Annotated in this window: 22 protein-coding genes; 9 read left to right on the forward strand and 13 right to left on the reverse strand. The window is 62.0% G+C overall.

Annotated features, from left to right (window positions below; all coding sequences use genetic code 11):
• Positions 1-109 precede the first annotated feature (109 nt).
• Positions 110-1,231, forward strand: coding sequence for a Do family serine endopeptidase (locus O4H31_RS14805; RefSeq protein ID WP_269346975.1), 1,122 nt, complete (start codon positions 110-112; stop codon positions 1,229-1,231).
• 104 nt (positions 1,232-1,335) lie between these two features.
• Here O4H31_RS14805 and O4H31_RS14810 read toward each other — a convergent pair whose 3' ends face one another.
• Together O4H31_RS14810 and O4H31_RS14815 are read right to left on the reverse strand one after the other, a co-directional pair.
• Positions 1,336-1,974: a response regulator transcription factor gene (locus tag O4H31_RS14810; protein WP_269346976.1), complete on the reverse strand. Its 639-nt coding sequence runs from the start codon at positions 1,972-1,974 to the stop codon at positions 1,336-1,338.
• Between the two features lies 1 nt (position 1,975).
• Complete coding sequence (locus tag O4H31_RS14815; protein ID WP_269346977.1) at positions 1,976-4,492, reverse strand: PAS domain-containing protein; 2,517 nt, start codon at positions 4,490-4,492, stop codon at positions 1,976-1,978.
• 284 nt (positions 4,493-4,776) lie between these two features.
• Between O4H31_RS14815 and O4H31_RS14820 the strand changes: the two genes are divergently transcribed.
• A complete protein-coding gene (locus O4H31_RS14820) occupies positions 4,777-5,007 on the forward strand; it encodes a hypothetical protein (RefSeq protein ID WP_269346979.1) in 231 nt (76 codons plus the stop codon).
• Between the two features lie 12 nt (positions 5,008-5,019).
• Here the strand turns inward: O4H31_RS14820 and O4H31_RS14825 are convergent, their stop codons facing one another.
• A complete protein-coding gene (locus tag O4H31_RS14825; RefSeq protein WP_269346981.1) occupies positions 5,020-5,625 on the reverse strand; it encodes a LuxR C-terminal-related transcriptional regulator in 606 nt (201 codons plus the stop codon).
• Between the two features lie 245 nt (positions 5,626-5,870).
• On the opposite strand from O4H31_RS14825, the gene O4H31_RS14830 reads away from it, so the two are divergent.
• Both O4H31_RS14830 and O4H31_RS14835 read left to right on the forward strand, forming a co-directional pair.
• Positions 5,871-6,734, forward strand: coding sequence for an alpha/beta fold hydrolase (locus O4H31_RS14830; RefSeq protein ID WP_269346982.1), 864 nt, complete (start codon positions 5,871-5,873; stop codon positions 6,732-6,734).
• A gap of 162 nt (positions 6,735-6,896) precedes the next feature.
• Positions 6,897-8,969 carry an ATP-binding protein gene (locus tag O4H31_RS14835; RefSeq protein WP_269346984.1) on the forward strand — a complete coding sequence of 691 codons (2,073 nt, stop codon included), beginning with the start codon at positions 6,897-6,899 and terminating at the stop codon, positions 8,967-8,969.
• Between the two features lie 60 nt (positions 8,970-9,029).
• On the opposite strand, the gene O4H31_RS14840 is transcribed toward O4H31_RS14835, so the two are convergent.
• The gene (locus tag O4H31_RS14840) at positions 9,030-9,884 is read right to left on the reverse strand and encodes a fumarylacetoacetate hydrolase family protein (protein ID WP_269346985.1); all 855 of its coding nucleotides are present in this window, start codon (positions 9,882-9,884) and stop codon (positions 9,030-9,032) included.
• A 293-nt stretch (positions 9,885-10,177) separates the two neighbouring features.
• Here O4H31_RS14840 and O4H31_RS14845 point away from each other — a divergent pair, with 293 nt between their 5' ends.
• On the forward strand, positions 10,178-11,767 hold the full coding sequence (locus O4H31_RS14845; RefSeq protein ID WP_269346987.1) for an ATP-binding protein: 1,590 nt from the start codon (positions 10,178-10,180) through the stop codon (positions 11,765-11,767).
• 482 nt (positions 11,768-12,249) lie between these two features.
• Here the strand turns inward: O4H31_RS14845 and O4H31_RS14850 are convergent, their stop codons facing one another.
• Positions 12,250-13,137, reverse strand: coding sequence for a LysR substrate-binding domain-containing protein (locus O4H31_RS14850; RefSeq protein ID WP_269346989.1), 888 nt, complete (start codon positions 13,135-13,137; stop codon positions 12,250-12,252).
• A 118-nt stretch (positions 13,138-13,255) separates the two neighbouring features.
• On the opposite strand from O4H31_RS14850, the gene O4H31_RS14855 reads away from it, so the two are divergent.
• The 4 genes from O4H31_RS14855 to htpX all read left to right on the forward strand — a co-directional run bounded on the left by O4H31_RS14855 (position 13,256) and on the right by htpX (position 15,548).
• Entirely contained in the window at positions 13,256-13,960 is a 705-nt protein-coding gene (locus tag O4H31_RS14855; protein ID WP_243262258.1) for an SDR family oxidoreductase, read from the forward strand.
• Positions 13,950-14,198, forward strand: coding sequence for a DUF6552 family protein (locus tag O4H31_RS14860; protein ID WP_067622820.1), 249 nt, complete (start codon positions 13,950-13,952; stop codon positions 14,196-14,198). Before O4H31_RS14855 ends, O4H31_RS14860 begins: the two co-directional genes overlap by 11 nt.
• Positions 14,199-14,304: 106 nt before the next feature.
• Positions 14,305-14,544 carry a hypothetical protein gene (locus O4H31_RS14865; RefSeq protein ID WP_269346991.1) on the forward strand — a complete coding sequence of 80 codons (240 nt, stop codon included), beginning with the start codon at positions 14,305-14,307 and terminating at the stop codon, positions 14,542-14,544.
• Positions 14,545-14,624: 80 nt separating this feature from the next.
• Positions 14,625-15,548: a zinc metalloprotease HtpX gene (gene htpX, locus O4H31_RS14870; RefSeq protein ID WP_269346993.1), complete on the forward strand. Its 924-nt coding sequence runs from the start codon at positions 14,625-14,627 to the stop codon at positions 15,546-15,548.
• 7 nt (positions 15,549-15,555) lie between these two features.
• Here htpX and O4H31_RS14875 read toward each other — a convergent pair whose 3' ends face one another.
• The 8 genes from O4H31_RS14875 to O4H31_RS14910 form a co-directional block, all read right to left on the reverse strand.
• Positions 15,556-16,599, reverse strand: coding sequence for a siderophore-interacting protein (locus tag O4H31_RS14875; RefSeq protein ID WP_269346995.1), 1,044 nt, complete (start codon positions 16,597-16,599; stop codon positions 15,556-15,558).
• Positions 16,600-16,660: 61 nt separating this feature from the next.
• Entirely contained in the window at positions 16,661-18,757 is a 2,097-nt protein-coding gene (locus tag O4H31_RS14880) for a TonB-dependent siderophore receptor (protein WP_269346998.1), read from the reverse strand.
• Positions 18,758-18,854: 97 nt separating this feature from the next.
• Positions 18,855-19,679 carry an ABC transporter ATP-binding protein gene (locus O4H31_RS14885; RefSeq protein WP_269347001.1) on the reverse strand — a complete coding sequence of 275 codons (825 nt, stop codon included), beginning with the start codon at positions 19,677-19,679 and terminating at the stop codon, positions 18,855-18,857.
• Positions 19,676-20,707: a FecCD family ABC transporter permease gene (locus tag O4H31_RS14890; RefSeq protein ID WP_269347003.1), complete on the reverse strand. Its 1,032-nt coding sequence runs from the start codon at positions 20,705-20,707 to the stop codon at positions 19,676-19,678. The genes O4H31_RS14885 and O4H31_RS14890 overlap by 4 nt, the downstream gene beginning before the upstream one ends.
• The gene (locus O4H31_RS14895; protein WP_419723607.1) at positions 20,704-21,705 is read right to left on the reverse strand and encodes a FecCD family ABC transporter permease; all 1,002 of its coding nucleotides are present in this window, start codon (positions 21,703-21,705) and stop codon (positions 20,704-20,706) included. The genes O4H31_RS14890 and O4H31_RS14895 overlap by 4 nt, the downstream gene beginning before the upstream one ends.
• The gene (locus O4H31_RS14900; protein WP_269347005.1) at positions 21,705-22,673 is read right to left on the reverse strand and encodes an iron-siderophore ABC transporter substrate-binding protein; all 969 of its coding nucleotides are present in this window, start codon (positions 22,671-22,673) and stop codon (positions 21,705-21,707) included. The genes O4H31_RS14895 and O4H31_RS14900 overlap by 1 nt, the downstream gene beginning before the upstream one ends.
• A 546-nt stretch (positions 22,674-23,219) precedes the next feature.
• Complete coding sequence (locus O4H31_RS14905; RefSeq protein ID WP_269347225.1) at positions 23,220-25,757, reverse strand: hybrid sensor histidine kinase/response regulator; 2,538 nt, start codon at positions 25,755-25,757, stop codon at positions 23,220-23,222.
• A gap of 78 nt (positions 25,758-25,835) precedes the next feature.
• Positions 25,836-26,318 (reverse strand): molybdopterin-dependent oxidoreductase, encoded by a 483-nt coding sequence (locus tag O4H31_RS14910; RefSeq protein WP_269347007.1) that lies wholly within the window; start codon positions 26,316-26,318, stop codon positions 25,836-25,838.
• Positions 26,319-26,505: the final 187 nt, after the last annotated feature.

Here is a 26,505-nt window from a genome sequence, read left to right on the forward strand (position 1 = left end):
TCCCGCCGCCTGCATTCTCACAGATTTGTATAGCGCCTGCGACGACGCTGTAAAACGCGGCCCCCAGATAGGGGTCCAGAAACACTGAATGCACAGCAAGGAGCATCTCATGAACCAGACCCTTTCCAAGGCCCCCCGCGCCGCCGCCCTTGCGCTGAGCGCCGCCGTCGCCGCGACCCCAATGCTGGCACTTGCCCCCGCAACCGCGCTGGCCGTCCCGGCTGGTGGCTATGCTGATCTTGTCGAGGCCGTCTCTCCCGCCGTGGTCTTCATCGAAGTGACCGCGAAACAGCAAAGCGCGCAGATCCAGCAGCAGCTTCCCCCCGGCATGCCCGAAGAACTGCGCCGCCGGTTTGAACATATGCTGCCCGACCAACCCGGCGCCGAGGCCACCCCGCGCCAAGGTTTGGGGTCCGGTTTCATCATCTCCGAAGATGGCCAGATCGTGACCAACCATCATGTCGTGGCAGGCGCTGAAACGGTAACTGTGAAACTTGCCGATGGTCGTAGCTTTGACGCCGAAGTGGTCGGCAGTGATGCGATGACCGACATCGCGCTGCTCAAAGTCAAAGCGGATGTGGACCTCCCTAAGGTGGACTTTGGCACGTCCAAAACCCTGCGCGTCGGCGATGAAGTCGTCGCCGTGGGCAACCCCTTTGGCCTTGGCGGCACCGTGACCTCAGGCATTGTTTCGGCTCTGTCGCGTGACATCCAGGCCGGGCCGTTCGATGACTTCATCCAGACCGATGCGGCGATCAACCGTGGCAACTCTGGTGGGCCGCTGTTTAACAACGATGGCGAAGTCGTGGGCGTGAACACCGCGATCCTGTCGCCGGGCGGCGGCTCTGTCGGGATCGGCTTCTCGGTGCCTTCGGACCTCGTGCAAACTATCGTGGCTGATCTCGCCGATGACGGCTTGGTCGAGCGGGGTTGGCTGGGCGTGCAGATCCGGCAGATGACGCCCGAGGTCGCCAATGTGCTGGGCTACGACGAGCCGCGCGGCGCGGTGATCGAAGCGGTTTCCGAGGACAGCCCCGCCGCCAAAGCGGGCCTTAAGAAGGGTGATATCATCCTGTCCTTCGGCGACACAGAGGTGGACGATCTGCGCGACCTGACCCGCGCGGTGGCAACCACCACGCCTGAGACGGCGGCAGAGGTTGTCGTGCTGCGCAAAGGGTCTGAGCAGACCCTCGACGTGACCGTGGGCACGCTGGAACCCAAGCCGGCGTGATCCATGCCTTCCCGGCGCCCCTCATGCCGCCGGGAAACCCCCAGCCCTTAACCCTCGCCGGGGTTGGGCAGCCTGCCCCGGTGGTCCTGCACTGCCGGGGCTTTTTACGCGCGCTCGCTGTCTTCGACCGGGGCGGGCGGCGCGTTGTGGATATGAAAGCGCACCAGTTCCGCGACCGAATTCGCCTCAAGCTTGCGCATCACCCGCGCGCGGTGCACCTCAACCGTTTTGATGGAGATATCCATTTCACTGCCGATCTCACGGTTCGAGAGCCCCGCCACCACCCGCTCAAAAACCCGATGCTCTTGCGGGGTGAGCCGGGCCAGCAGCTGCGCATTCTCCACCTCGGCCTCTTCGCTCTTGCGCCGTGCAGCGTCGGCCTGAAGGGCGGTGTTAATGAGGTCGAGCATGCTTTGATTGTTGAAGGGCTTTTCGATGAAATCCACCGCGCCTGCCTTCATCGCCGTCACGGCGGTAGAGACATCACCGAAGGCTGTCATCAAGATCAGCGGCACTTTGATCCCACGTGCATTCAGCGCCTTTTGCAGTTCCAGCCCGCTCATCCCCGGCATCCGCACATCGCTGACGAGGCAGCAGTTGCCATTGTCCTCATAGCTGTCGAGAAACGCGGCCGCCGATGCAAATGGAATGGCGCGCAGCTCGACAGACCCCAGCAACCACACCAGAGACTCCCGCACCGCGGCATCATCATCAACGACGTAAACGATCCCGTTTTCTGACATTTTACTTTTGCACCTCCAGCGGCAGACGCACGCTCAGGCAGGCCCCCTCTGCATCGGATTTCGTCACGGCGATTGTCCCGCCATGCGACAGAACGATCGTTTCGCAAATCGCCAGCCCCACGCCAAGCCCCTTGTCCTTGGTCGAGCGGAAGGCGCTGAAGGCCGTCTGCGCAGGCATGTCCGGGGCAAATCCGCGGCCCGCATCGGCCACGTCAATCACGATCTCCTTCGCCTCGCACCGCGCAGAGACCGAGACTTCGGCATCGGGGCGGCCCACTTCCCGGCAGGCATCAATGCCGTTCTTGATCAGGTTGATCAAAAGCTGCTCAATCTCGATCCGGGCGCAGGTCAACTCGACCTCCCCACATTGATCGTCGATCTCCACGGCGACGCCGGTGGCCGAGCTTTCCGGCTGGATCAACAGTTGCACCGAGCGCAGGATATCTTCGAAGCGCACCGCATGACGGTCGGCATCGTCACTGTGCAGATAGTTCGACATGGACCGCAGGATGGCGCTGGCCCGTTCCGATTGGCTTTGCATATTATTGAGCACGGCGATCATATCCTCTCTCTCAAGCTGGTCGTTCTTGGCCCGCAACACGCAGCCTGCGGCAAAATTGTGAATAGCCGCTAAAGGCTGGTTCAATTCATGGGCGATGGCCGCGGTCATCTGGCCAAGTGTTTCGCGCCGGTTGAGCAGTTGCAGCGCCGTTTCATGGCGGTGCAGCCGCTCTTCGCGCTCGACCTTTTCGGTGATGTCGGATGCGATGGTCAAAAGCCCGCCAGCGGCCACGGGGTAATCCGTCACCTCCAGCCACCGGCCCTTGGAAGACCGCGCGCGAAAGAACTTGGCGGGGGTGTTGCGCCGATCGCGCCGCTGCTCGCTCCAGCGGACCTTCCCTTCGGCGGTGGTGGCCAGTGTGCCGGTCCGCGTGAAATGCGCGAGCAACTCGTCAAAGTGCTTTCCGATGATGTCGCCGTCCATCCCGGCGTAGGTCGCGCGGTATTCCTCATTGCAATAGACCAAGCGGTCGTTGCTGTCGAAAAGCGCCACCATGGTCGAGATGGTCTCAAAAGCCAGCGCCAGCGCCTCCAGCGCGCTTTTGCGCTCGGTCTCGGCCATGGCGATTTCGGTCATGTCGAAACAGGTGCCGCGATAGCCTGCCAGTTGGGCATGGCTGTCAAAAAAGGGTTTGCCAGACATGTCGATCTGCCGCGCCCGCCCACCCCCGAGGGGCAGAACCAACCGCAAGTCCCGGAACGGCGCCCGGGCGGCCAACCTTTGCTGAAGCTGGTCGAAATCGCCTTGATCTTGCGCCAGATCGGCCTCGGCGATGGTCTTGCCCAGAGCGAAAATCGGGGTTTCCGCATCGGTTTGACGGCCCCCGCCGGACAGGAAGGTGAACCGCCCATCGGCGTCCATCTCCCAGACCCAATCGGTCGCGCTTTCGGTGAAATCGCGAAACCGGGTTTCGCTTTCCACCAGATCGGTGAGGACGTTCTGCTGATCCGTAACATCTTGGATCGCGGCCAAAAGATGCACCTGACGCCCCCGGTTCAAGCGGCGAATGCAGGTGCGCGCTTCGATCTGGCGACCGTTGGCGGCCAGAAACTTTACATTCTCGACCACGTCGCGCGGGCGGCTGCCCGCCATATGCAGGTTATTGCGGATCGTGGGGCGGCTGCGCGGCTCGACAAAGCTTTGGCCCTGTTGCCACATCTCGCGCAGGCTCTGCGCATCGCGGCCCAAGAGCGCCTCCACCTCGGGAGAGACATCAACCAGCGCGCCCTCTTGATCCCATTCCAGATAGCCGACCCCCGCCACCTCAGCCGCGAGCGCATGTTTCGCCGCGCTGACCTCTGCGTCATGCACCGCGTCCTGCGAGGCGGAACGGTCCATTATCATCACCAGCACCCCCACCACCTGCCCCCGGTCGGACAGGGGCTGATAGATCGCCGCCCCTTGGGAGCGGGCCAAAACCGGGCGCGAGAAATCGAAATGCCATGTGACCTGCCGCCCGGCTAGCGCCTTTTCGAGGTTGTCGGACACCTCCTCCAACAGGTCCGGCGGGATAATCTGCGACAGGTGTTTGCCCACGATCTCGTCGGCGGATTTCCCAAAGGAGGCGCTATAGGCATCATTGACGAAGGCATAGGTCATATCCGGTGTCAGAAAGGCCGCCTGCACCGGCACATCGTTCAGCAAATCGGGCAGTTTCCGGCGGGTCTCATCGGAGTTGGCGCCGCCCTGAAGCTTGCGTCGGTTGCGCATCACACGCCAAACCTGCGCCACCAGAACGGCAAATGCGGCGGTCGCAAAGACCAGCTCGATCGGGTCACTATAGGCCCCGCCGCGCGGCGCAGACGCCAGCACCACGGCGATGTACAGCGACAAAACCGCGATCGCGCCAGCCACGGCAAACCGGTTGACCGCATCGCCAACCTGCTTTGCGATCATCACGCCGGACAAGACGATTCCACACAGCGCAATCAATGTGAACGCCGCGACCAAGCTCATGCACACCTCTACTTTCCGTTGAAACTTCGGCTTTTTCCGCCGCCATGTCTATTAGGGGAAACCCTGACAGGCGGTCATTAACCATGTCCTTGGATGGTCATACGACCGACTGAAATGATATCGTGAAAATATATCCCGAAATTTCAGGACCTTGTTCACCCCTGTAGGGGATAACCCTGATTTGGCTGGGGCTTTGCCCAATTGGCGTCGAAATTCGGGCTCGGTACTCTGTGCCCCACCACGGAATTGGCCGTGAGATTTAAGCTCAAAATGCGGATTAACCAGTGACAAATAGTGAAACCCCAGACTCGCAACCCTTTGAGGGAACGACGAAACAGAGCAATGCGCCAACGAAAGCCGATCTGATGGAGATCCGCAGCCTCTACGCTCAGGCTGACGCGATGGCCGAGGCTGCCGAGAACCCCGAAGAACCCGACGATGAGGATCAGTCCCACGCGGCGGCCCCGCCCCCGGCGACGTCAAAACAGGCCGACCGGCAGAGTGATGCAGGCTGAGCGCCGGGCGCGTCACTTTGAACTGTTGGACACCACATGATCGCTGTCGATGCCGCCCAGCGAATGAAACAGGCCAGAAGTATTGCTGACGCCGAATTTCTTGAGCAGTTTCGCGCGGTACACTTCAACCGTTCGGTGCGAAATATCGAGGTTGAGCGCAATTTGCTTGCTGGTCAGCCCCTCCGCCAGATGGCTCAGGATCTCGCGCTCGCGCCGGGTAAGCGGCAGGTAGGGCCGCTCGCCGGAGAGATCGGCAAAGCTCCAGACCGCGCGGTCGAGCGGGCGTTCGGGCGTGAAGGAATGGCCCCTCACACGACACCAAAACAGGCTGCCATCGCGCCGCGCCATGATGCGTTCGTCCCAATAGGTGTTGGTCTTGCGCAACTGGTCCACGCCCCGGTCGCGGATGTTTACGAACTCCTCATCCGAGGGGTAGAGAATGGCGAAAAGCTGGTCGCGCAGGTCGGCGCGTGCATAGCCGAACATCTGCGCAAAGGCATTGTTGCAATCGCGGATGCAGCGGTTCTCGGTCACCACCAGCCCGATGGGCGCATGCACAAAGGCAAGCTCTGCAAAGCGCCCCGTCTCGAAGCACTCATCGGTACGTATTTCCACCATCTTGCTCCGTTTATTTCTTTTTCGGATGCTGAAAACTTAAGCTAGTCGACGGGGGGAGACGGCGCAACATGGCGCTGGCCCGTTTAGGGAGGATACCATGAAGACACGTAGATGGATCGCCGCCGTTCCATGACCAAGCTGGCCCCGGTCGCACAAGTGCGGATGCCGCCGTTGTCGCAATTTACCGACGGCGCGGATGGCAGCACCAACCGCGCGCTGAACCTGATATAGAAAGGCGCGCGCGGATGACCTCCCCCCGTTTCCATTTCATCCCCGTCATGGGCCACGAAATCCATGTCACTGAATGGGGCGATCCCAAGAACCCTGCCTTGATGATGCTGCACGGCCTCGCCCGCACCGGGCGCGACTTTGACGAGGTGGCCGGGACCTTGTCGCAGGATTTCCACGTGCTTTGCCCCGATATGATCGGGCGGGGCCGGTCGAGCTGGGCGGCCAGCCCTGAGGCGGAGTATTCGGTCGAACATTATGCGCGCATCGCGACAGGGGTGTTAGATCACTTCCAAATCGATCACGCCGCGTGGTTTGGCACCTCTTTGGGCGGAATGATCGGGATGCACATGGCCTCGGGCCCCGAGACCGCGCGGGTCGGCGCCTTGGTCGTGAACGACATCAGCCCCGAACTGCCCGCGACGGCGGTGAACCGGATCCTCTCCTATGTGGGCAGCCTGCCGGACTTTGGCAGCTTTGCCGAAGGTGAAGCATGGCTGCGCCAGACCTATGCCCCCTTCGGCCCGGCGGCCGATGCCTATTGGCAGCGCATGGCGCGGTCTTCGCTGCGCCGCCGGGGGGATGGACGGCTGACCCTGCATTATGATCCGCGCATCACCGTGCAGTTCACCGCCTCAGCCCATGAGCTTTCCACTTGGGACCGTTGGGACCGGACCACCACGCCCACGCATCTTTTGCGGGGCGCCCAGTCGGACCTGTTGCTGCCCGAAGCCGCAGAGCGCATGACCCAAAGCGGCCCGCGGCCCGGGATAAGTGAATTCCCCGACTGCGGCCACGCGCCCAATATGTCCAACCCCCAGGATATCGCCCTATTGCACCGCGTTTTGGTTGAATTGCTGGGTCAATCGCCCCAAGGATAAAGGGCGTCACTTGCAAATTTGACGCTGTTGCCCAGCATTTGTCTGCATCCGGGTATTTTCCTTGCGTCAACAAAGCCCCCTGCAGTCTAATACCCCAAGGGCGTATTCGGCACTTAGAAGGCCGGAGCGCAGAGGACAGAGACCGATTTGGGCAAAGCCGGCATGGAAAAAATGAGAAATGCGCTGTCTCAGCGTGCGAAACGTATTATCGTTCTGGTCGTGTTGTGCGGCGTTGTCTTGGGCTTTGGCCACCGGATCGAGACCCTGTCTTATCAGACCTACATGCAGGATCTGGAACTTGATACCACCTTAGAGCTGATCGAAGTCCGCGAACAAATTCGCGCGGATATCTTTGACCAGATTCTGAAACTGCGTGAGTTGGCCACGGTCATCAGCGAGAACCCCACGATCACCCAGTCCGAATTCAGCGCCCGCGCGGCCGAGTTCATGGCCGAGAACCCGGATGTGATTAACCTTGCCGTGGCCCCCGATCTCGTCGTGACGATCGTCCACCCCTATGAGGCCAATCGCGGCGTGCTGGGGCTGGACTACCGCCAAAACGCGGCGCAACTGCCCAAGGTCGAAGAGGCCCTGCGGACCGGCGAAGGGCTGGTGACCGGCCCGGTTGATCTGGTGCAAGGCGGGCGCGGGCTGATCCTGCGGCATCCGATCTTTGATTCAACCAGCACTGCCGCCTCCCCGAACGAACCTTGGGGCATCCTCTCCATGGTCGTGGATTACGACGCGCTCGTCACGCAGCTGGGCATCCCCGAACTGACCGAAAAATACGATCTGACCATCCGCGAGCTGACCCCCGAGGGAGAGATTGAACAGACGATCATCGGCGACCCCGAGATGACTTTGATCGACCCCATCGAGCTCGATTTCAACTTTGCTTTCGGCGCTTGGCAATTGGCCGCCACCGTCAAAGGCGGCTGGCCAGAGCATCGTCCCGACTTCTGGCTGAACTGGATATTGCGTCTGCAAGGTGCCCTTGGAGTCACCATTTTTGCGTGGTATATCATAGGTTTGGCCGATAACCGCAAGCTCGCCGAAGAACGTCTGCGCACGGGCGTCGAGGCTTTGGACCATGGTTTTGTTATGTATGACGCCAAGGGCATCTTGGTGCTTTGCAATGAAAAATACCGCGAAATCCACGACTATAGCGAGGTGGTGAAGCCCGGATCATCCTATGAAAAGATTGTCCGTGACAGCATCCGCCGTGGGATCGTGCCCGATGCCGTCGGCAAGGAAGAGGAATGGATTCGCGTTTGGCTGGAAAAACGTGAGAACGGCGCATTTGAAACCGAACAGCGCATGCCCGATGGCCGCATCATCCGCACCTCGGACCGGCGGATGGAGGACGGCAGCGTCGTGGGTTTGCGCATTGACGTGACCGATCTGAAAAAGGCGCTGCTGACCGCCGAAGACGCGAACAAGGCCAAGACCGACTTCATGGGCGTGCTGAGCCATGAGTTGCGCACGCCGCTGACGGTCATCTTGGGCCATGTCCGCCTTGCGCGGCATTTTGACCGCACCCCGGCAGCGCGCGACCTTTGCTCCGCTATTGAGGCTGACCCCAAGACCCGTGAAACGCTGGCCCCCAAACTGTCCGCCACGATGGGCAAACTGGGCGATATCATGCAAACGGTAGAGCGTTCGGGCAATCACCTGCTGACCCTGATCAACGAGGTGCTCGATTTTGCCAAGATCGACGCAGGCAGCCTTTCGATCGCGATGGAACCGGTGCAGATCGACGATATCGTCACCCCGACCGCCGATCAGCTACGCCCGATGATCGAAGACAAGGGGCTAGAGCTAAACGTGAAATCGGCAACCGGCGTGATGCTGGCGGATGGCAAACGCATCCAGCAGGTGTTGATCAATCTGCTAAGCAACGCGACGAAATTCTCGGACCAAGGCACCATTTCGCTGACCTGCCGCATCCGCGGGGAAGTGGTTGAATTCCGCGTGACGGATTCAGGCATCGGCATCCCGGAAAACGAGTTGGAGCGCGTCTTCGAGCCCTTCCATCAGGTCGATTCCACCGCCACTCGCCGCTTTGGCGGCACCGGGCTGGGCCTAGCAATTTCACGCGATATCGCCACGGCCCATGGTGGCAGCCTCGTCGCCACCAGCATCATGGGCAAGGGCAGCAGCTTTTTGCTGACCCTGCCCCTGCGCCCCGCCATCGCTGTCGCCGCCGCCGAAGCGCGCGAGGCCGAGCTCGCCTAGACACCCGATCCAGTCACGCGCCAGTGCCCACGCCGGTGGCACCCGTGGCGGCCAGCCCCTTCATCGCGCGGGCAGCCGTTCCACCACCTGCTCCTGCTCGCCCAACCCTTGGACGCTCAGCCGAACCCGGTCGCCGGGGCTAAGATAGCGTGGCGGCTTGAATCCCATGCCCACGCCCGGTGGGGTGCCCGTGCAGATCAGATCGCCGGGCTCCAGCTGGATGAATTCGGACATGTAGGAAACGATCGTCGCCACATCAAAAACCATCTTCTCGGTCGTGCCGTTTTGCAGACGTTCGCCATTGATCTCGGCCCAGAGCGACAGTTTGCCGGGATCGCCCACTTCATCGCCCGTCACCAAGACCGGCCCCGTAGGGCAAAAGTTGGGAAAGCTCTTGCCCTTGACCCACTGGCCGCCCCGTTCGGCCTGCCAAGCGCGTTCCGACACGTCATTGACGACGCAATAGCCCAGCACATGGTCCAGCGCTTGATCGCGACTGACGTTCAATGCGGTATGGCCAATCACCACGCCCAACTCGACCTCCCAGTCGAGTTTGCTCATCTCTTTGGAGTAAAGGAGCGGATCATTCGGCCCGCAATAGGTGCGGCTGGCCTTGGTGAACAGGATCGGCTCGGTCGGCACGTCCATGCCCGATTCCGCCGCATGGTCGGAATAGTTCAACCCCACGCCCCAGATGTTGCGCGGCTGGCTGACCGGCGCAGCGATGCGCTGGCCTTGGGTCTCGACCAGAGGCAGACTTTCCAGATCGACGCCATCCAATATCTTGCGCAATGTCGGAATGGTCTCGGGCGTGAAGTCTGGCACAAGGCTGCTCACATCCCGCGCCTGCCCTGCCGCATCCAGCACCACCGGCGTTTTTGCCCCGTCACGCGCCCCGTATCGCATCAATCGCATGGTCAACTCTCCCCTTTGGCGACCCTCGTTGGCGGTACCATAGCCATAGAAACGGCGATGACCACCGCTTTGCAAAGGTCACCGGTTTCTGTCCTCCTGAGGCAGGACTTGCCGCGCTTGGCCGCCCTCTCCCGTCCGACAATCCACATTTATCTGCATTACCGGGGCGAAAAGCCCCATTCTTGCCCCAATTTACCCGCTGCGGCATTGGCAGCAGAGCGTGAGGGGGATACCTTGGGTCAAACATCTGCCTTCTCGCCAAGTCAGGTGCAAAGACTACGACAGAGGCAATGATGAACGACTTTTACAACGCTTTGGCGGATTTCGATGATCCGCTGCGGCAACTCTATATGCTTGCTGTCGAACCTGACCTCTCTGTCGAAGACAAGATCGCCAAACTCTTGCAACTGGGCACAGAGGCGCTTGGCCTTGAGCTCGGCATTGTCTCTCGCGTGGATCATCCGGTTTACGAATGTGTCCATGTCCACGGCCCTGACTGGGCGCCTGCCCCCGGCAGCACCTTTGACATCAATGGCACCTATTGCCTGCACACACTTGCCAATGCCGATGTGACCTCATTCCACCACGCCGGTCAGCAAGAGATTTCGACCCATCCGTGTTATGAGAATTTCGGTCTGGAAAGCTATATCGGGGCGCCGCTGAAAACCGGGGACACGCTGTTTGGGACGTTGAACTTTTCCGGCACCGCCCCGCGCCCCGCCCCGTTCAGCAAGGCGCAGATCCAATTCGTCCAATTCCTCGCCCGGTGGCTGAGCAGCGAGCTGTCCCGGCAATCCGAACGCCGCGCGCTGCGCGAACAGCGCGGGCTGCTCAAGGCAATGGTGGATGCCGTGCCCGAGGCCATTATCATGGCCGACCCCAACCGCCGCGTGGCGCTGGTGAACCCGGCGGTCGAAACCCTGTTCGGCTATGCCCCCGACGCGCTTTTGGGGCGGCAGACGGCCGTTCTCTATGAGACCCTCGGCAGCTATGAGCGCATAGGCGAAGAGCTGTCAAATGCCAGCACGGCCAGCACGCAGGGCGCGTTTTCCGTCGCCTGCCGTCGCGCCGATGGCTCGACCTTCGAAGGCCAAGTCGCCACCGCCAAGGTCGAGACCGATCGCGGCGAGCATCTGGGCTATCTTGGCGTGGTGCGCGATGTCAGCGAACAGCGCGAATTTGAGCGCGCCAAGGACCAGCTTATCGCCACGGTCAGCCACGAGATGAAGACACCGCTGACCGCGCTTACCGGGGCCCTGCGCTTGCTTGAGGTCAGCCCCGGCGACCTGCCGCCGCAAAAGCGCAAGCTGCTGGAACTTGCGCTGCGAAACGCGCGGGCAATCGATCAGATGGTGGGGGATATTCTGGATGTAGAGACCCTGCGCAGACCGGATCAATCGGGATTTTCTGAGCGCCCATTGGCGCCTTTGTTGGCCCAAGCCTCAGAGACCTTGGTCGCCTACGCCAAAGAGCGCGGTGTCGGTTTGGAAATGACCCCGTCCGAGGCCCCCGCCCCGCTTTTGCGGCTGCACGAGGGGCGACTCATGCGGCTATTGTCAAATCTGTTGTCCAACGCGATCAAAGCCTCTGACGAAGGGGGCACGGTCCAGCTTGGCCTGTCGGAGGATGGCACCGGGTTCTGGGTCAAGGACCACGGCAGCGGCTTGCCGTTGGAACTGCAACCGGTCCTGTTCGACCGGTTTTCCCGCGGATCCAGCTACCGCGTCGAAGAAGGGCATGGGCTGGGCATGAGCATTGTCAAAGCCATCGTGGATCAGCACCTCGGCGAAATCCGCTTTGAAACCGCCGAGGGTGAGGGCACGACCTTTTTCGTGGATTTCCCCACTCTCAAAGGGCGGCCCGATGCGGTGGCCGCCTCCTGATGGCACATCGCAGGATCCCTCGGCGCTAAACCAAGAGAGCCAGAGGCGCGTGCCCCGTACGGTCGATCCCCGCGGGGGTGCTGACCACCGCCGCAAGGTGAGCCACCATACCGGCAGCGTCGATATGATCGTTCAAAACCACCGCAGGTCCGCCCCGCGCTGCTCCGGATCAGTCTGGCTTGCAAGGCCAGCGCCACGCCCTCATCCCAATGGGCGATGATATTTTCCGCCTCTACCCAGTGACCGGATCGGCACGATGTTAAACGTGAAACCAAAAGGTTTCGACAGACCGCTGAGCAGAAAGTGCAACGAGGGAAAGCCGTCTTCGGTGTAGGGTTGGCGCAATCAGCTGACCGAAGATGACATCGCGCCCTTTACCCGCGCGGTCGACCAACCCGAGCGCACATCGGACGCGGGGGAGAGCGAAAGCACTATGTTTGGCAGGAGAGGACAGTTTCCTGCGCCCGAAGGCCCGCGCCGGGCTAACCCGCCTCGCGTTTTGCCACCGTGCAAAGCCAATCGCGCACGATGATGGCAGCACTTGAAACCCCTTGGCGCGGGGAAAGCAGATAGAAATCCTGCTCGCCCGCCATCACATGAGACACCGGACGCACCAATCGCCCCGCCTCAAGATCGCGCTGAACTAAAAAGCGGCTCGCCAGCGCCACCCCCTGCCCGGCGAGAGCGGCATCCAGACTGAGCGTTGTTTGGTTAAACCGCAGCCTCCGCACTGGTTTTACGGCGCTGTCAAACGCCTCTTGCGCAAAGCGCGGCCAAAGATCATGCGTGTCGTGGAGCAGGGTCAGTTGCGCCAGTCCCGCCGCATCCAGTGGCGTGCCGTCAGCCGTCAAACTGGGCGAGCAGACCGCCACAACCTCCTGCGCGAACAGCAGATCAGCCCGCAGGCTTGCACCGAAAGGCGGACGCGCCTGACGCACGGCGAGGTCGATCCCATCTGCATGAAAGCTTGCCACCCGCTCCGTCGCTGTGATGCGCAGATCGATGCCCGGGTGGGCTTCGGTGAAATCTGACAGGCGGGGGATCAACCATTTCGACGCGAAGGTCGGGGTCACGCTGATTGTCACCCGCGCGGGCGCACTGCGTAGGGCATCCGTTGCCTCGACCAACTGCTCGAAAGCGCGCGACACGGAGGTATGATAGGCGCGCCCCTCTTCGGTAAAGGCAAGGCCGCGCGGCTCGCGCAGGAACAGGCGCAGCCCCAAATGACCCTCCAACCCGCGTACCTGCTGGGCGACCGCCCCTTGAGTAACGCCCAACTCATCCGCAGCCGCGCGAAGGTTCATATGCCGCCCCGCTGCGGCAAAGGCACGGAGCCCGTTCAGGGGCGGCAGTGGTACGTCACTAGACACGATAGAATTCCTACAGTCATACGACAATGCATCTGGCTGGTTGCGACAGCCTTCAACGCCTAATTAAAAAGACATACCCCCGCAGCGCAATCGCTGCACAGCATAAGGAGCATATCCGATGACAGCAGAAAAAGTAGCACTTGTGACAGCTGGCGGCAGCGGCATGGGCGCGGGAGCGGCCCGTAAACTGGCCGCTGATGGCTTTAAGGTCGGCGTGCTCTCCTCCTCCGGCAAGGGAGAGGCGCTTGGCACAGAATTGGGCGGCTTTGGCATCACCGGCTCAAACCAATCGCAAGAGGCGCTGGCGCAGTTGGTGGATGGCGCGATGGACCGCTGGGGGCGCGTCGATGTGCTGGTGAACTCCGCCGGACACGGTCCGAAAGGCGACATCCTAGAGATGACCGACGAAGATTGGCACGGCGGGCTGGATGTCTATCTGATGAACGTGATCCGTCCCACGCGTCTGGTGACGCCGATCATGGCGGCGCAGGGCGGCGGCGCGATTATCAATATCTCAACATTTGCCACCTTTGAGCCGGATCCGCTCTTCCCCACCTCGGGCGTCTTCCGCGCCGGTCTCGCGGGTTTCACCAAGCTCTACGCAGATCAATACGCGGGCCAGAACATTCGCATGAACAACGTCCTGCCGGGCTTTATCGACAGCCTGCCCGAGACCGAAGACCGCCGGGCGCGCATTCCCATGGGGCGCTACGGAACCGAAGCCGAAGTGTCTTCGCTGATCGGCTGGCTCGCCTCCGAGGGTGGCGCCTATGTCACCGGGCAGAACTGGCGCATTGATGGTGGGCTGACCCGTGGCGTCTGAGGCAATCGCGCGCGCAGCCCCGGCGCAGCTGGCGTTCTGGGTTAAATGGGTGGCTTCGGTGATCCAGATCCTCGGTTATGCCGCCACCGGTTTTGGCTGGACGCCATGGAACCTCTACCTCTTTGTGGTGGGGGTTCTGGGCTGGCTGATCGTCGGGGTACTTTGGAACGATCGGGCGATAACGCTGGTCCATCTCGTTGCCATGGCCGCGATGCTGGCAGGCATGGCGAGCCAGTAGCGGGTAGGCAATCCACGGGTTTTGATCCGGGCCGCCTTATGCAACGCCCTTGCGGATTGCCCACACCCTCGGAATAGTGCGCAGAAGCGTGCAATTTGAGGCGGCCATGACTGACATACCAAAACATCCCATGCGCCGCCTGCTGACAAGCCTCGCCGTCTGGTTTTTGGTGGTGACCTTCGTGGTGCTGATTTATGCCAAAGGAGACGACCCCATGCCGCTGAGCGTCCTCAGCCGTCTTGGGATTGCCGCCGCCATCGTTGCCTTTGTGAACATTCCGCTGATCCGCAAGATCGGCCATATCTACCTGCACACGACACCCGATGACGGTGATCTCGACGACTAGCCACTCTGTCGCCGCCTGCCTTGCACCCTGCGGAAATCGACCCATATCTCCTTTACAACGGACAACCGCGAGAGACCAATATGGGCTATGTAAAGACAGCGATGCTGATGGCGGCGATGACCGCGCTTTTCATGGGGGTTGGCTACCTGATCGGCGGATCGGGTGGCGCGCTGATCGCACTTGTGGTGGCGGCGGGGATGAACGCCTTTACGTGGTGGAACTCCGACCGCATGGTGCTCAAGATGCACAACGCGCAGCCGGTTTCCCCCAATGACCGCACCGGGCTTTACGCCCTCACGGCCGAGCTTGCGCGGAACGCGGGCCTGCCCGAGCCGAAGGTCTATCTGATCGACACGCCGCAGCCCAACGCCTTTGCCACCGGGCGCAACCCGGCCAATGCCGCCGTGGCGGTCACGAAAGGGCTGATGCAAAGCCTGAGCCGCGAGGAACTCGCTGGTGTCATCGCACATGAATTGGCCCATATCCGCAACCATGACACCGCGATCATGACCGTGACCGCGACTTTCGCCGGTGCGATTTCGATGCTGGCGAACTTTGCGTTGTTCTTCGGCGGCGCGCGTGAACGAATGGGGATGATCGGCACGCTGATGATGATGTTTCTTGCCCCCATGGCCGCAGCGCTGGTGCAGATGGCGATCAGCCGAACGCGGGAATATGCCGCAGACAAGGCCGGGGCCGAGATCTGCGGCCACCCGCTCTGGCTGGCCTCAGCGCTTGAGAAAATCGCGATGGGCGCCGCGCGGATCGACAATCACGCCGCCGAGCGGAACCCTGCCACGGCACATATGTTCATCATCAACCCGCTGCACGCGCATAAGCATGACAGCCTCTTTGCCACACACCCGGCGACGGAAAACCGCATCGCGGCCCTGCGGGCGATGACGCGCACGGCGGCCCCGGTGCGGGCAGAGAGCGCCCGCCCCACCACCAGCAGCCGTATCCCCAAGGCTGGCAGACGAGGTGACGCGGGGCCGTGGCGCTAAGCCGCGCTCAGCCCCGCCGCCAGTAAGCCGTGCAAATCTGACGTGTCTTATCCATGCCGAGGGTGGTTTTGAAATGCCCCCGCAACTGCTGGGCGTTCTGGAACTCTCCGGCGAAAAAGGCATAGCCCAAACCGTCATCCGTCAGCGCCTGCGCATGGCCAAGCACCTCGGCTTCGAACGCGGCGGGCGGCAGCGCATGGACGCGCAGCTTGGTCTTGGGCAGGTAGTCACGATAGGACACGCCACGCGGTAAGGCGGCCACCACATCGCCCACGGCATCTTCTGGCAGGCGCGCCAAAAGCTGCGCCACAGCGGGCAGCCCCGTGCCATCTGCGGCCAGAAAATAGGAAGACGCTTCGGGCAAGGCGCTGATGCCCACCGGCCCCATCGCCCCGATCCGTTGCCCGGCATGGGCGTTCTGCGCCCATTGCGAGATCAGGCCCGATCCATGGCGCACCACGTCGATATCGACCTCCTCGCGCGCGGCGCGGATGTTCTTGAGCGTCACATAGCGCGCGTGCAACTCATCCGCGCCTTTGGGCCAGACCGGCGCACCGTTGGCACCCATCACAGGCCACACCGGTGCGCGGCTGGGATCGCGCGGCAGGATCAACCGCAGATGCAGCCCCTGCGCGGCGAGTTCGGCAATATCCGGGTAATGCAGGGTGACGCGCTGCATCCCCTCGAACAGGATTTCACTGTTCAGCACGGTCAGCAGGCGAAAGTTCTGCGGCGTGGCACCGGCCTCTTGCGAGATGCCCTGCCAGCGGATGCGATCAGCCAGCGCGGGATCAAACTCCGCTACATGATGCACCATGCCCTCTTTCGAGAATTGCATGGCGTTTTCGCCGGGCGCTTGAAGGCTGACTTCCAGCCCCCGCGCGCAGAGATCGAACTCCACCCGGTAGCCGTCTTGCTCAAACACATGACCGGTCGCCCCTTTGGCGCGAAACGCCATGCCGTGGTCATCAACAAGATGCGACAGGATCTGCGAGAGCATCTCCTGCGGCGCGTCCATCGGGATGGTGGTCTTGGCTTTGGCGATGGTCATCTGGGGCTCCTCCTGAGGCAAAGAAAAGCGCGGCACACGAGGGTGGTGCCGCGCTTGAGGCTCACCAGCTATGGGCCAGTTTCACGGTGACTTCACGGCCGGGGCTGTAGAAGTCAGCGTAGAAACCGCCGTAGGAGGTGTGCTTTTCGTCGAACAGGTTGGTGACATTGGCCGACAGGGTGGTCTGCTCGGACAGGTCATAGCTTACGGCGGCATCCACCACGAAAAAGCTGCCGGTCTCGCCTGTGGCGTTGCTGTCGCTGTAGTAATAGCCGCTGTTGAACCGCGCGCCCAACCCAACCGTCAAATCACCACGGCCAAGGTTTTCCCATGTCCGGCTGGCCCAGATCGAGGCGACATTTTCAGGCACCAGACCGGGGCGGTTGCCGACGTTGCCGGAGGTGCCGTTCTCTTTGATCTCGGCATCCAGATAGCTGTAGGCGGCGGTGAGGGTATAGGCGCCCATCTCGGCTTTGGCTTCCAGATCGATGCCGCGGACACCGATTTCACCGATGGTTTCCGGCTGGTTGGTCGCCGGATTGGTGCGGGTGATGTTGCTTTTCGACAGGTCATAGACCGAGGCCGTCAGCAGCGCATTGGTTCCCATGGGCTGCCATTTCGTGCCCAGCTCAAACTGCTCGCCCTCTTCCGGCTCGACGCCAAAGCCTGCGGGCACGACCGACTGCGCGTAGTTCCCAAAGACCGAAACGTTCGGCTTGATCTTATAGGTCAGACCCACGCGGCCTGTCGTCTCGCTGATGTCGTTGGTCTGCACCGTACCGGCAAGGTTGTTGGTTTCGGTCACGTCGATCCAGTCGTGACGCAGCCCGAAGGAGGCGATGAAACGTTCGTTCCAGTTCAGCTCTTGCTGAAGGTAAAGCGCCTTGCCTTCCGTCTCTGTATCGAGATCGGCAAAAATCGGCACGCTGTTGGGACGGCCTGTGTAGCTTGGGTTGTCGCGATCAACCGACGGCGCCGCGCCATAAAAGCGTTGATCGGTCTCGTCGGACCACGAGAATTCGACCCCCGCCGTGGTGGTGCTGGCCGCCCCGCCAAGGAAGCCCTCATAGGTCAGATGCAGGTCAGAGATCATGTTCTCGCTCGTGCCGTCGCTGGCAAAGTACGCGCGGTCCACCATGCTGTCATTCGGGGTATAGTCGCTGACATAGGCATAGCCGAAGTCATCCGCGCTGTCGCTGTAGCGCAGGGTGCCGCCAAAGCTCAGCCCGTTGCCAAAGTCATGCGCGCCCAGAACGGAAACGGTGGTCCGTTCGGTGCCGCGGTAGTTATAGTCAGGCTCGCCGTAGAACACGTCGCTGCGGTCAAAATCGCCGCCCGCCGGGAAACCACCGCTGCCGGGCACGGAGTCGCGGTCAAGGTGATCGACGATCACGGTCAGCTCAGACGCATCGGAGGGACGCCATGTGAGGCCACCCATCGCAAAGATTTCGTCATTCTCGGAATAGGGGTACTCAAGCTCGCCGTTGCGCAGCAGGCCGGTGAAACGGTAGCTGAGCGTGCCTTCTTCATCCAGCGTGTCGCCGAAGTCCACACCGGTTTCCAAGCTGCCGTAGGAATCCACCGAGGTGTAGACACTGCCAAAGCGTTCGTCGCGCGGGCGTTTGGTGACATAGTTGACCGAGCCGCCGGGGTCGGACAGGCCAAAGGTCGAAGACGACGCGCCCCGGATGACTTCCACACGCTCAAAGGCAAAGGGCTCTTCGCGGATGGCCCCAAAGTTCGGGCCCAATGTCAGCCCATCGCGGTAGGTATAGGCCTCGAACCCGCGCAGAATGAAATAGTCGAACCGGTCGTCCGCGCCATAGCTGTCGGTGCTGGCGCCGGCGGTGTAGTTCAACACCTGCTCCACGCTATCCGCGCCGCGCGCTTCGATCTCGCGGCTGGTGATGACAGAGACGCTGGCCGGGATATCAATGATCTCGCCCGACAGTTTGCCGCCGCTGCTGAGTTCGCTGGCGACCACGGTTTCGGCATCCGCCGCGCCTGATGTTTGCGCGCTGGTCTCTAGGATCACGTCGTCCAACTGGTAGGTCTCTTGCGCGGAGACTGCGCCGGGCACCAGCGCCGTACAGCATAAAAGCGCCGTCTTCAGAGAGCCGCGCCCTAGTTGCAGGGGAATGAATTTAAAAGAGGACATGGCGGTCTCCGTAATAACCTAGTGAATCAGTCGGGATTTCTTTACCCCTATGACACGGAGGGCGCCAGAGTCAATCTGACTAATTTAGTAAGTTATTTTAAGCTGCAGCTTCTTTGCGTAATTGCCCGATTTTATGGCGGCCAATCGGCACCATGCAGGGGGTCTGCGAAACGGGGTCGCTGACAATACGGCACGACAGGCCGAAGACGGTTTTCACCAGGTACTCTGTCAGGACCTCAGCGGGCGGCCCCTCGGCGCGGATGCCGCCATCGCCCACGGCGATCAGGTGGTCGGCATAACGCGCGGCGAGGTTGAGATCATGCAGTACCATGACGATCGTCGTGCCCTGCGCGGTGTTAAGATCGACAAGCAGGTCCAGCACCTCTACTTGATGCGCAACGTCCAAAAAGGTTGTCGGCTCATCCAGCAACAACAGGTCGGTCTCTTGCGCCAAGGCCATGGCGATCCACACCCGCTGGCGCTGACCACCCGACAGGGTATCAAGATCGCGCTCGGCCAGTTCTTCGGTCCCGGTCGCGGCGAGCGCGCGGGCAACGGCGCGGTCATCCTCTGCCGACCAGCGCGAAAACAGCCCCTGATGCGGATGCCGCCCGCGCCCGACAAGGTCAGCCACGGCGATCCCCTCGGGCGCGATCGGCGATTGCGGCAACAACCCCATAACCTGCGCCAGCTTGCGCGATTTCATCTGATGCACCGACTGTCCATCGAGCAGGACCGCGCCGGATTTTGGCTGCAGGATCCGCGCCAGCGTCCGCAACAGGGTCGACTTCCCCGAGGCATTGCCGCCCACGATGGCGGTGATCTTGCCCGCAGGCAGGGAGAGAGAGACGTCCTCTAAAATCACGCGCTTTTCATAGCCCGCGCCCAGATTGCGCGTTTCAAGACGGTGGTCGTGGGTCATAGCGTGCCCCCATTTCTATTTGCGCGGACGATGAGATATAAAAGGAAGGGCGCGCCGACTGCCCCGGTGACGACGCCAACAGGCAAGCGCGCGGGCAAGAGGAACTGCCCCACGAAATCGCCCGCGATGACCAGCACCGCGCCCACCAGTCCGGCCCCCAGAAGCAATCCGCGCGACCCCGGCAAGAGCCGCGCCGCAATGGGCCCCGCAAGGAAGGCAACAAAGGCAATCGGCCCGGTCGCAGCCGTCGCGATGGCCACAAGGCCGACGGCGGCCAGTGTCACCCGCAGCCGCGTGGCATCAGCCCGCACGCCAAGGGCTTCGGCGGTGTCATCGCCAAGGCGCAGCACCTCCAAATCGCGGGCGGTGACGGCCAGCAGCCCTCCGAACACCAACAGCGCCCCGGCCACGGGCAGGGCTTGGACAAGCTGCATACCATTGAGGCTGCCGGTCAGCCAGCGCATCGCCTCGGCCCGGTCCCATGCGGGCGCTTCGAGCAAGACATAGGCTGTCACACTATCGAGCATGGCCGAGACGCCGATGCCGATCAGGATCAACCGCGCCCCCGCGGCACCGCGGCGCGAGGACAGCGCCCAGATCAGCGCCGCGACCCCAAGCCCCGCCGCCACCGCGACCAGCGACACCAACCACCCATCGAGCGCCAGAATAACGATGGCAAAGACCGCCGCCGTCCCCGCACTGGCGCTGATGCCGATGATGTCGGGGCTGGCCAGCGGATTGCGCAGCATGATCTGAAACGCCACCCCGCCCAAGCCAAAGCTCGCCCCGGCGAGCAGCCCCATGACCGCGCGCGGCAAACGCAACTCGGTCACCACGAAAGCGGCGTTCGCCTCCGGCGCACCGGCCAGCGCGGCCCAAACATCGCCCGGCGGCACGCAGCCCCGTCCGCAGCTGAGCGTCAGCAGCATTAGGCCAAGCACAAGCGCGGCCAGAAAGCCCAGCACCTGAAGGCGGCGCGCGGCCACGGGGCGGGTGCTGCGCGGGGCGGTGAAGGTCACATCGCTCATAGCCCACGCATCCTGTGATTGCGCACCGTCCAAATAAAGAAGGGCGCGCCAACAAAGGCGGTGACGATGCCCACGTCCAACTCATTCGGGCGCGCGATGACCCGGCCCAGCACGTCCGACAGCCCCAGCATGGAGGCCCCCGCCAAGGCCGAGAGCGGCAACACCAGCTTGTAATCAACGCCTGCAATCATCCGGCACAGATGCGGCACCACCAGCCCGACAAAACCAATCGGCCCGCAAAGCGCCGTCGCCGTGCCGCAGAGGATCACCGCCCCCGCCGCGGCCGTGATCCGGCCCAAGGCGACGCTCTGGCCAAGGCCGGTGGCCAGTTCTTCGCCCAAGGCCAATGCGTCGAGAACCCGGGCTGAGGCGAGGCTCAGCGCCAGCCCGACCAACGCGAAGGGCAAGGCGGGCAAGAGAGTCTCGAAACTCGCGCCGCCGATGCCGCCCACCTGCCAAGATTGCACAGAGCCTGCGATATCATTGCGCGGCAAGACCACCGCGATGATGAAGGCCGACACCGCCACAGATGTTGCCGTGCCAGCAAGGGTCAGCTTCAGCGGTGTCGCCCCGCCCTGCCCGGCGGAGCCGATCAGATAGACGAAAACCGCCGTCACCCCCGCCCCGGCGATGCCGAGCCACAGAAAACTCTGCGCGCCGCTGATGTCGAACCAAGCGATGCCCACCACGACGAAAAGCGCCGCGCCCGCATTGACGCCCAGAATGCCCGGATCGGCCAAAGGATTGCGGCTGATGCCCTGCATCACCGCCCCCGCAAGGCCAAGCGCCGCGCCCGCCAAAACGGCCAGCGCCGTGCGCGGCATCCGCACCGCGACCGCCGCAGCGCCGATGGTCTCGATCCGGCCAGTCATGCCCGCCCAAATCTCGGCCCAAGGCACTGAACGCGCGCCCACCGTCAGCGACAGGCCGGTCATCAGCAGCAACAGGCCCAGCAAAAGCGCGAGACCGGCCAGCCGTTGGGGGCGCTGCACCTGCATTATTCGCCGCGCGTGGCGGCCGCGCTCAGCCGTGCAAGATAATCGTCGAGCACATAGTCGATCGACAGCGGCGTTGGGTTCGCGGCGGTGCCCATCGGGTCATTCGCCAAAAGCACGACCGAGCCACGAGCGACGGCGGGGAAACGCGCGATCAGCGGGTTCTTGGCCAGTTCGTCCAACCGCGCCTGATCACCATAGGTGACCACAACATCCACGTCCTCGAACAGATCGATCCGCTCTGCGCTGACCCGGCCCGAGTATTTCCCAGCCTCGCTGGCCTCGCGCACCGCTTGGGGCGTCGCCATCCCGATGTCGGTCAGGAACTGCACCCGCTGGTCGGCGGCGGCGTAGAAACCGATGGTGCTGAGGTCGCGCGGATCGAGGTGAGTGACGAACATCCCGGTCTTGCCGGCCAGTTCGGGATGCTCTTCGCGGGCGGTTGCGATACGCTCTTCGATCTCGGCGACCATCGCGTCACCTTCTTCGGCCATGCCAAGGCCCGCCGCGTTCTGGCGGATCATCTCGCGCCATGTCGTCGTCCACGCGGCTTCGGGATAGGCGATGACCGGCGCGATGCGGCTGAGCGTCTCATAATCCGCCTGCGACAAACCGGAATAGGCGGCAAGGATCACATCGGGCTGTGTGCTGGCCACAGCTTCGAAATCAATGCCATCGCCCTCGTCAAAGAGGGTGGGCACCTCTGCGTCCAATTCATCAAGCTTTTCGATCACCCAAGGCAACAGCCCATCGCCATCGTCGTCCCCCCATGAGGCGCGGGCAAAGCCGACAGGCACGATCCCGAGCGCCAATGGCACCTCGTGATTGGCCCAGCCGACAGACGCCACCCGTTCCGGGCGCTCTTCGATGGTGGTCTCGCCAAAGGCGTGTTCAACGATGACGGGAAAGTCCTGCGCCGAGGCGGCAGTCGCGCCAAAGGCCAGGCAAATGAATGACAATGTTCTGAGCACCGCGGCCCCCTTAATCCGATTCTTTTAGTAAACTATTGTCTGTTATGCCGCAGCGGGCGCGGATGCAACAGGGCAGTTCATCGGATCATGGGGTTGGGCCGTACCAAAGCGAAGGTGCGCGCGGTCGGCCCTGATGCCGCTGCGACAAGCGATATATTGACGGATAGCTGAAAAGCCTCGCTAGAACCGCCCGTATGCGCCCCCGGTCTTCCCCGAGGGGAGGGACAGGAAAACCGGTGGGGCGCATCGCTGCAAGTCTATCGAGGAGCCGCTCCCTGGGGTAGGGGAACGGGCAGCAGCTCCCGAGAAGGCCCGCGTCGTGAAGCATATTCTCAGGCGAAACGGTCGAAATGAACCGGTTGCCAGCTTGGGACGCGGTCATTGTTCTGGTCAATGGCGCCTTCGTGCAGACCCGACTATCGGCGGGTATATTTAACTATAGGTCGCACTGTGCATCGTTACATCTGGGCGGGGGTATAAACGGGCTAGTCTTAAGGATAGGTTGCCGCCCCCCCGGTCAGACATGCCCGGTCAGACACGACCCCGTTACAGACCGACCTGCGCCTTCATTGCCGCCAGCGTCGCGTCCCAAGTTTCGGGCAAAGCCTTTGATAGCCCGCGGGCTTCGTCGTCTTTGCCGGTCTTGCAGGCGGTCTCGATCTCTTTGAGCAGGCCGTGCAGCCGGTCCGCCCCAAGCATGCCGCACATCCCGGCCATGGCATGGGCCTGCGCCTGCAAATCGGGCAAGCCATCGGCGGCCATCAATGCGGGCAGGTCATCCGCGCCCTGATGGCCAAGCTTTTCCACCCGTTCACGCAGCTTCTCCACGCCCAATAGGTCGATCAGGTCCGCGATCTGTTGTTCGTTCAACAATGGCCGTTTCGCGGATTTCGCCTGCACCGATGTCTGCGCGCTGGCCAAACGCTCTGGCAGGGCTTGTTCCGGCATCACCTCACGCCCCGAAAGCTCGCGCAGCTTTGCACGCAGCACTTTCATATCCAGCGGCTTTTGCAAAAACCCCGACATCCCGACCGCGCTGAACTCCGCGCGTTCTTTCGGCAAGGCGTGGGCGGTCACGGCGATGATTGGCGTCTCCCGATTGGGGCCATCGCCGGAGAGAATCGCCTTGGTCGCCTGAATGCCATTCACCTCAGGCATGGATATATCCATGAGAATCGCATCAAAGGGCGCGTCTTCGGCAAGCTCGATCGCCGCGCGCCCACCGGTGGCAAGGGTGACATCATGGCCGATCTTCTCAAGCATTGCCTTGATCAGCTCGCGGTTGATCTCATTGTCGTCCACCAGCAGCAAGTTGAGCCGCTTTGCCGGTAACGCCTCGGCGCGCTTTTTCTGTGGGTCGGGGGCGGCGTCGCAGTCGACCTCTGCCAGATCAGCAAGCTTCACCGGCAAGCGCAGCGTAAAACATGCCCCCTCTCCCACGGTCGAGTCGCAGGTAATCTCGCCGCCCAAACGTTTGACCAAACGACGCACGATCCCAAGCCCCAAACCGGTGCCCCCGGTGCGCCGCTCATAGCGGCTGTCGAGCGAGACGAAGTCTTCGAAGATACGGTCGATATCCCCCGCCGGAATGCCGGGTCCGTCATCCTCGACCTGAAGGCGGAACTCCTCTCCTTCTGAGCCGGATTTGGCGAACCACCCGCGCAATGTCACATCACCGCCGGGGCTAAACTTGATCGCGTTGCTCAGAAGGTTGACCAAAATCTGCTGGATCGCCCGTGGGTCCGTCACGATGGCCTTGTCGTCCAACTGCGTCAAATCTAGGTGCAGCCGCGTGCCCCCGGCCTCGGCCAGAGGGTCCATCGTGTTGATGATTCCGGCCATCAGCACCGTCATGTCACAGGTCTGACGCACCTGTTCATAGGTTCCCGCTTCGCTGCGCTCAATGGCGAGCACGTCATTGATATGGCCCAACAAAATCTCACCCGAGGTCATCGCCGCATCGAGATAGCGCTTTTGCTCATCGTCAAGCCGGTCATCTTGCAGCAGTTGCAGGGCCGAGATCACACCATTGAGCGGCGTGCGCATCTCGTGGCTCATCATGGCGAAGAAACGCGATTTTTCCTGATAGGCGTCAAGCGCTTCGTCGCGCGCAGCAATGATCTCGGCCTCGCGGAGGCGCTTTTCGGTGATGTCCCGAATATAAGCGATGAAGAGCGACCCCTGCCCCATGGGCGATTGCGACACGGACATTTCCACCGGGAAAATGCGCCCGGTTTGGTCGATCATCTCAAACTCGCGGCGCCCCTTATCAGCGACCTCCGTCTCTCCGGTCAGGCGGAATTTCTCAAGCCGTTCGCGGTGCACGCTGCGGTCGGCGGGCGGGATCAACAGGCTGATATAGTCTCTGCCCTTTGCGGCCTCATGGGTGATTCCGAATATCTCTTCGGCGGAGCCGTTGAAATCTTCGATCTCGCCGTGGTCGTTGATAACGACGATGGCGTCCAGCGATGCTTGAAGGGTGGTGGCAAGGCGCAGGTGGTTTTCCTCAACCAATTGCGAGGTGCGGTTTAACCGGCTGGCCTGCCGCGACAGGCGGTAGACCGCGCCGACCAAGGCAAGGGTGACGATCAACACGATCGCCGCCATCACCTCGATCAGCCGCACGATCTCATGGCGTTCGTTTTGGGACATCTCGCTGGCGATTGCGATGGAGGCGAGGGCAATCTCGCGGGGCACGTCTTCGATGCTGCGCAACATGGCGTCGATATCGTCTAATGCCGCGATCAGTTCGGCATCAGAGCCGTCGATCGCCGGTAAGAATCCATCCAGCAGGATGCGCAGTTCGCGAATCTTGGGTTTGGCCTTTGCGTTATTGCGCACCCGTTCGGCCAGCAAAACGCGGCTGTAGAAGATGTCGAACCGCTTGCGGAACTCTTCCAGCGCCTCGGGCGTGGCGGATTTTGCCTGCGCCAGGGCGCGGTCGGTCTTGAGGAATTCGATCTCGATCTGCGTAAAGACCCATTCAGCATGGTCTTGCTGCGCACTGTCGAGCGTTTGAATCCGATCCCAGACGTTATAGGCCAGATAGGCGGCGATGCTCATCCCCGCCACGAGGATAAGCATCAATACCTGTCGGCTTCTGGCGCGCGCGGGTCCGAATTTTCCTGCGTCGTTCATCCAAGCCCTCTGCGCCATTGTCAGTTACTCGACACTAATGCGGTCAAGCTGCCAGATCGACCGGCTGTAGACCAGTTCAGTCTGGTAGGCGATGTCGCTGTCGTAAGGGTAGACGACCCAGAGTGGCCCCTTGTCCCGGCGCGACATTTCCTCACCATTGGTGTGGTAGGCGATGATCGGGCCGCCTTCGACGGCGTCGGACATTGGGATTTCCACAGCATAGTCATTGATGGCCGTCGCGGTGATCGTGCCGTCTTCGACGTTCAGCGTGTCGAAGAGATCCTTGAGGGAAACGCCTTCGAACTCCTGCGCGCCATCGGTCCAAATGGTTGTCGTTTCAAAGCTTGAAACCGGCATCGACTGCAGGTCAGACAGGGTAAAGCTATGGGTTTCACCGGCCAGCGTCACGTTGAGCACGGCCTCTTTGTCTTGGGCGGCAACCGCCGAAGCAAGGCCCATTGTGAGCGCGGCTGCGGTGATGGTCTTGCTAAGATTCTGAAAAATCATGTCTTGGTTCCTTATCTGGCGTTATGACCTGACCATACCCTGACCTAATGAGAGGCGCGAATGCGCAGAAGCGCATCCCCCCTATACCAAAGGATAGGCGCGCCTGCCCCCGAGCGCCCCGAACTGCCATACCAAAGGATAGCGGCGCATGCCTTTGCGCCCTTTGTCCCTTGGGCTTTCATCTTTC

This window comes from Sulfitobacter dubius, from assembly GCF_027214245.1.
In the GTDB taxonomy this organism is placed as follows: Bacteria; Pseudomonadota; Alphaproteobacteria; order Rhodobacterales; family Rhodobacteraceae; genus Sulfitobacter; species Sulfitobacter dubius_A.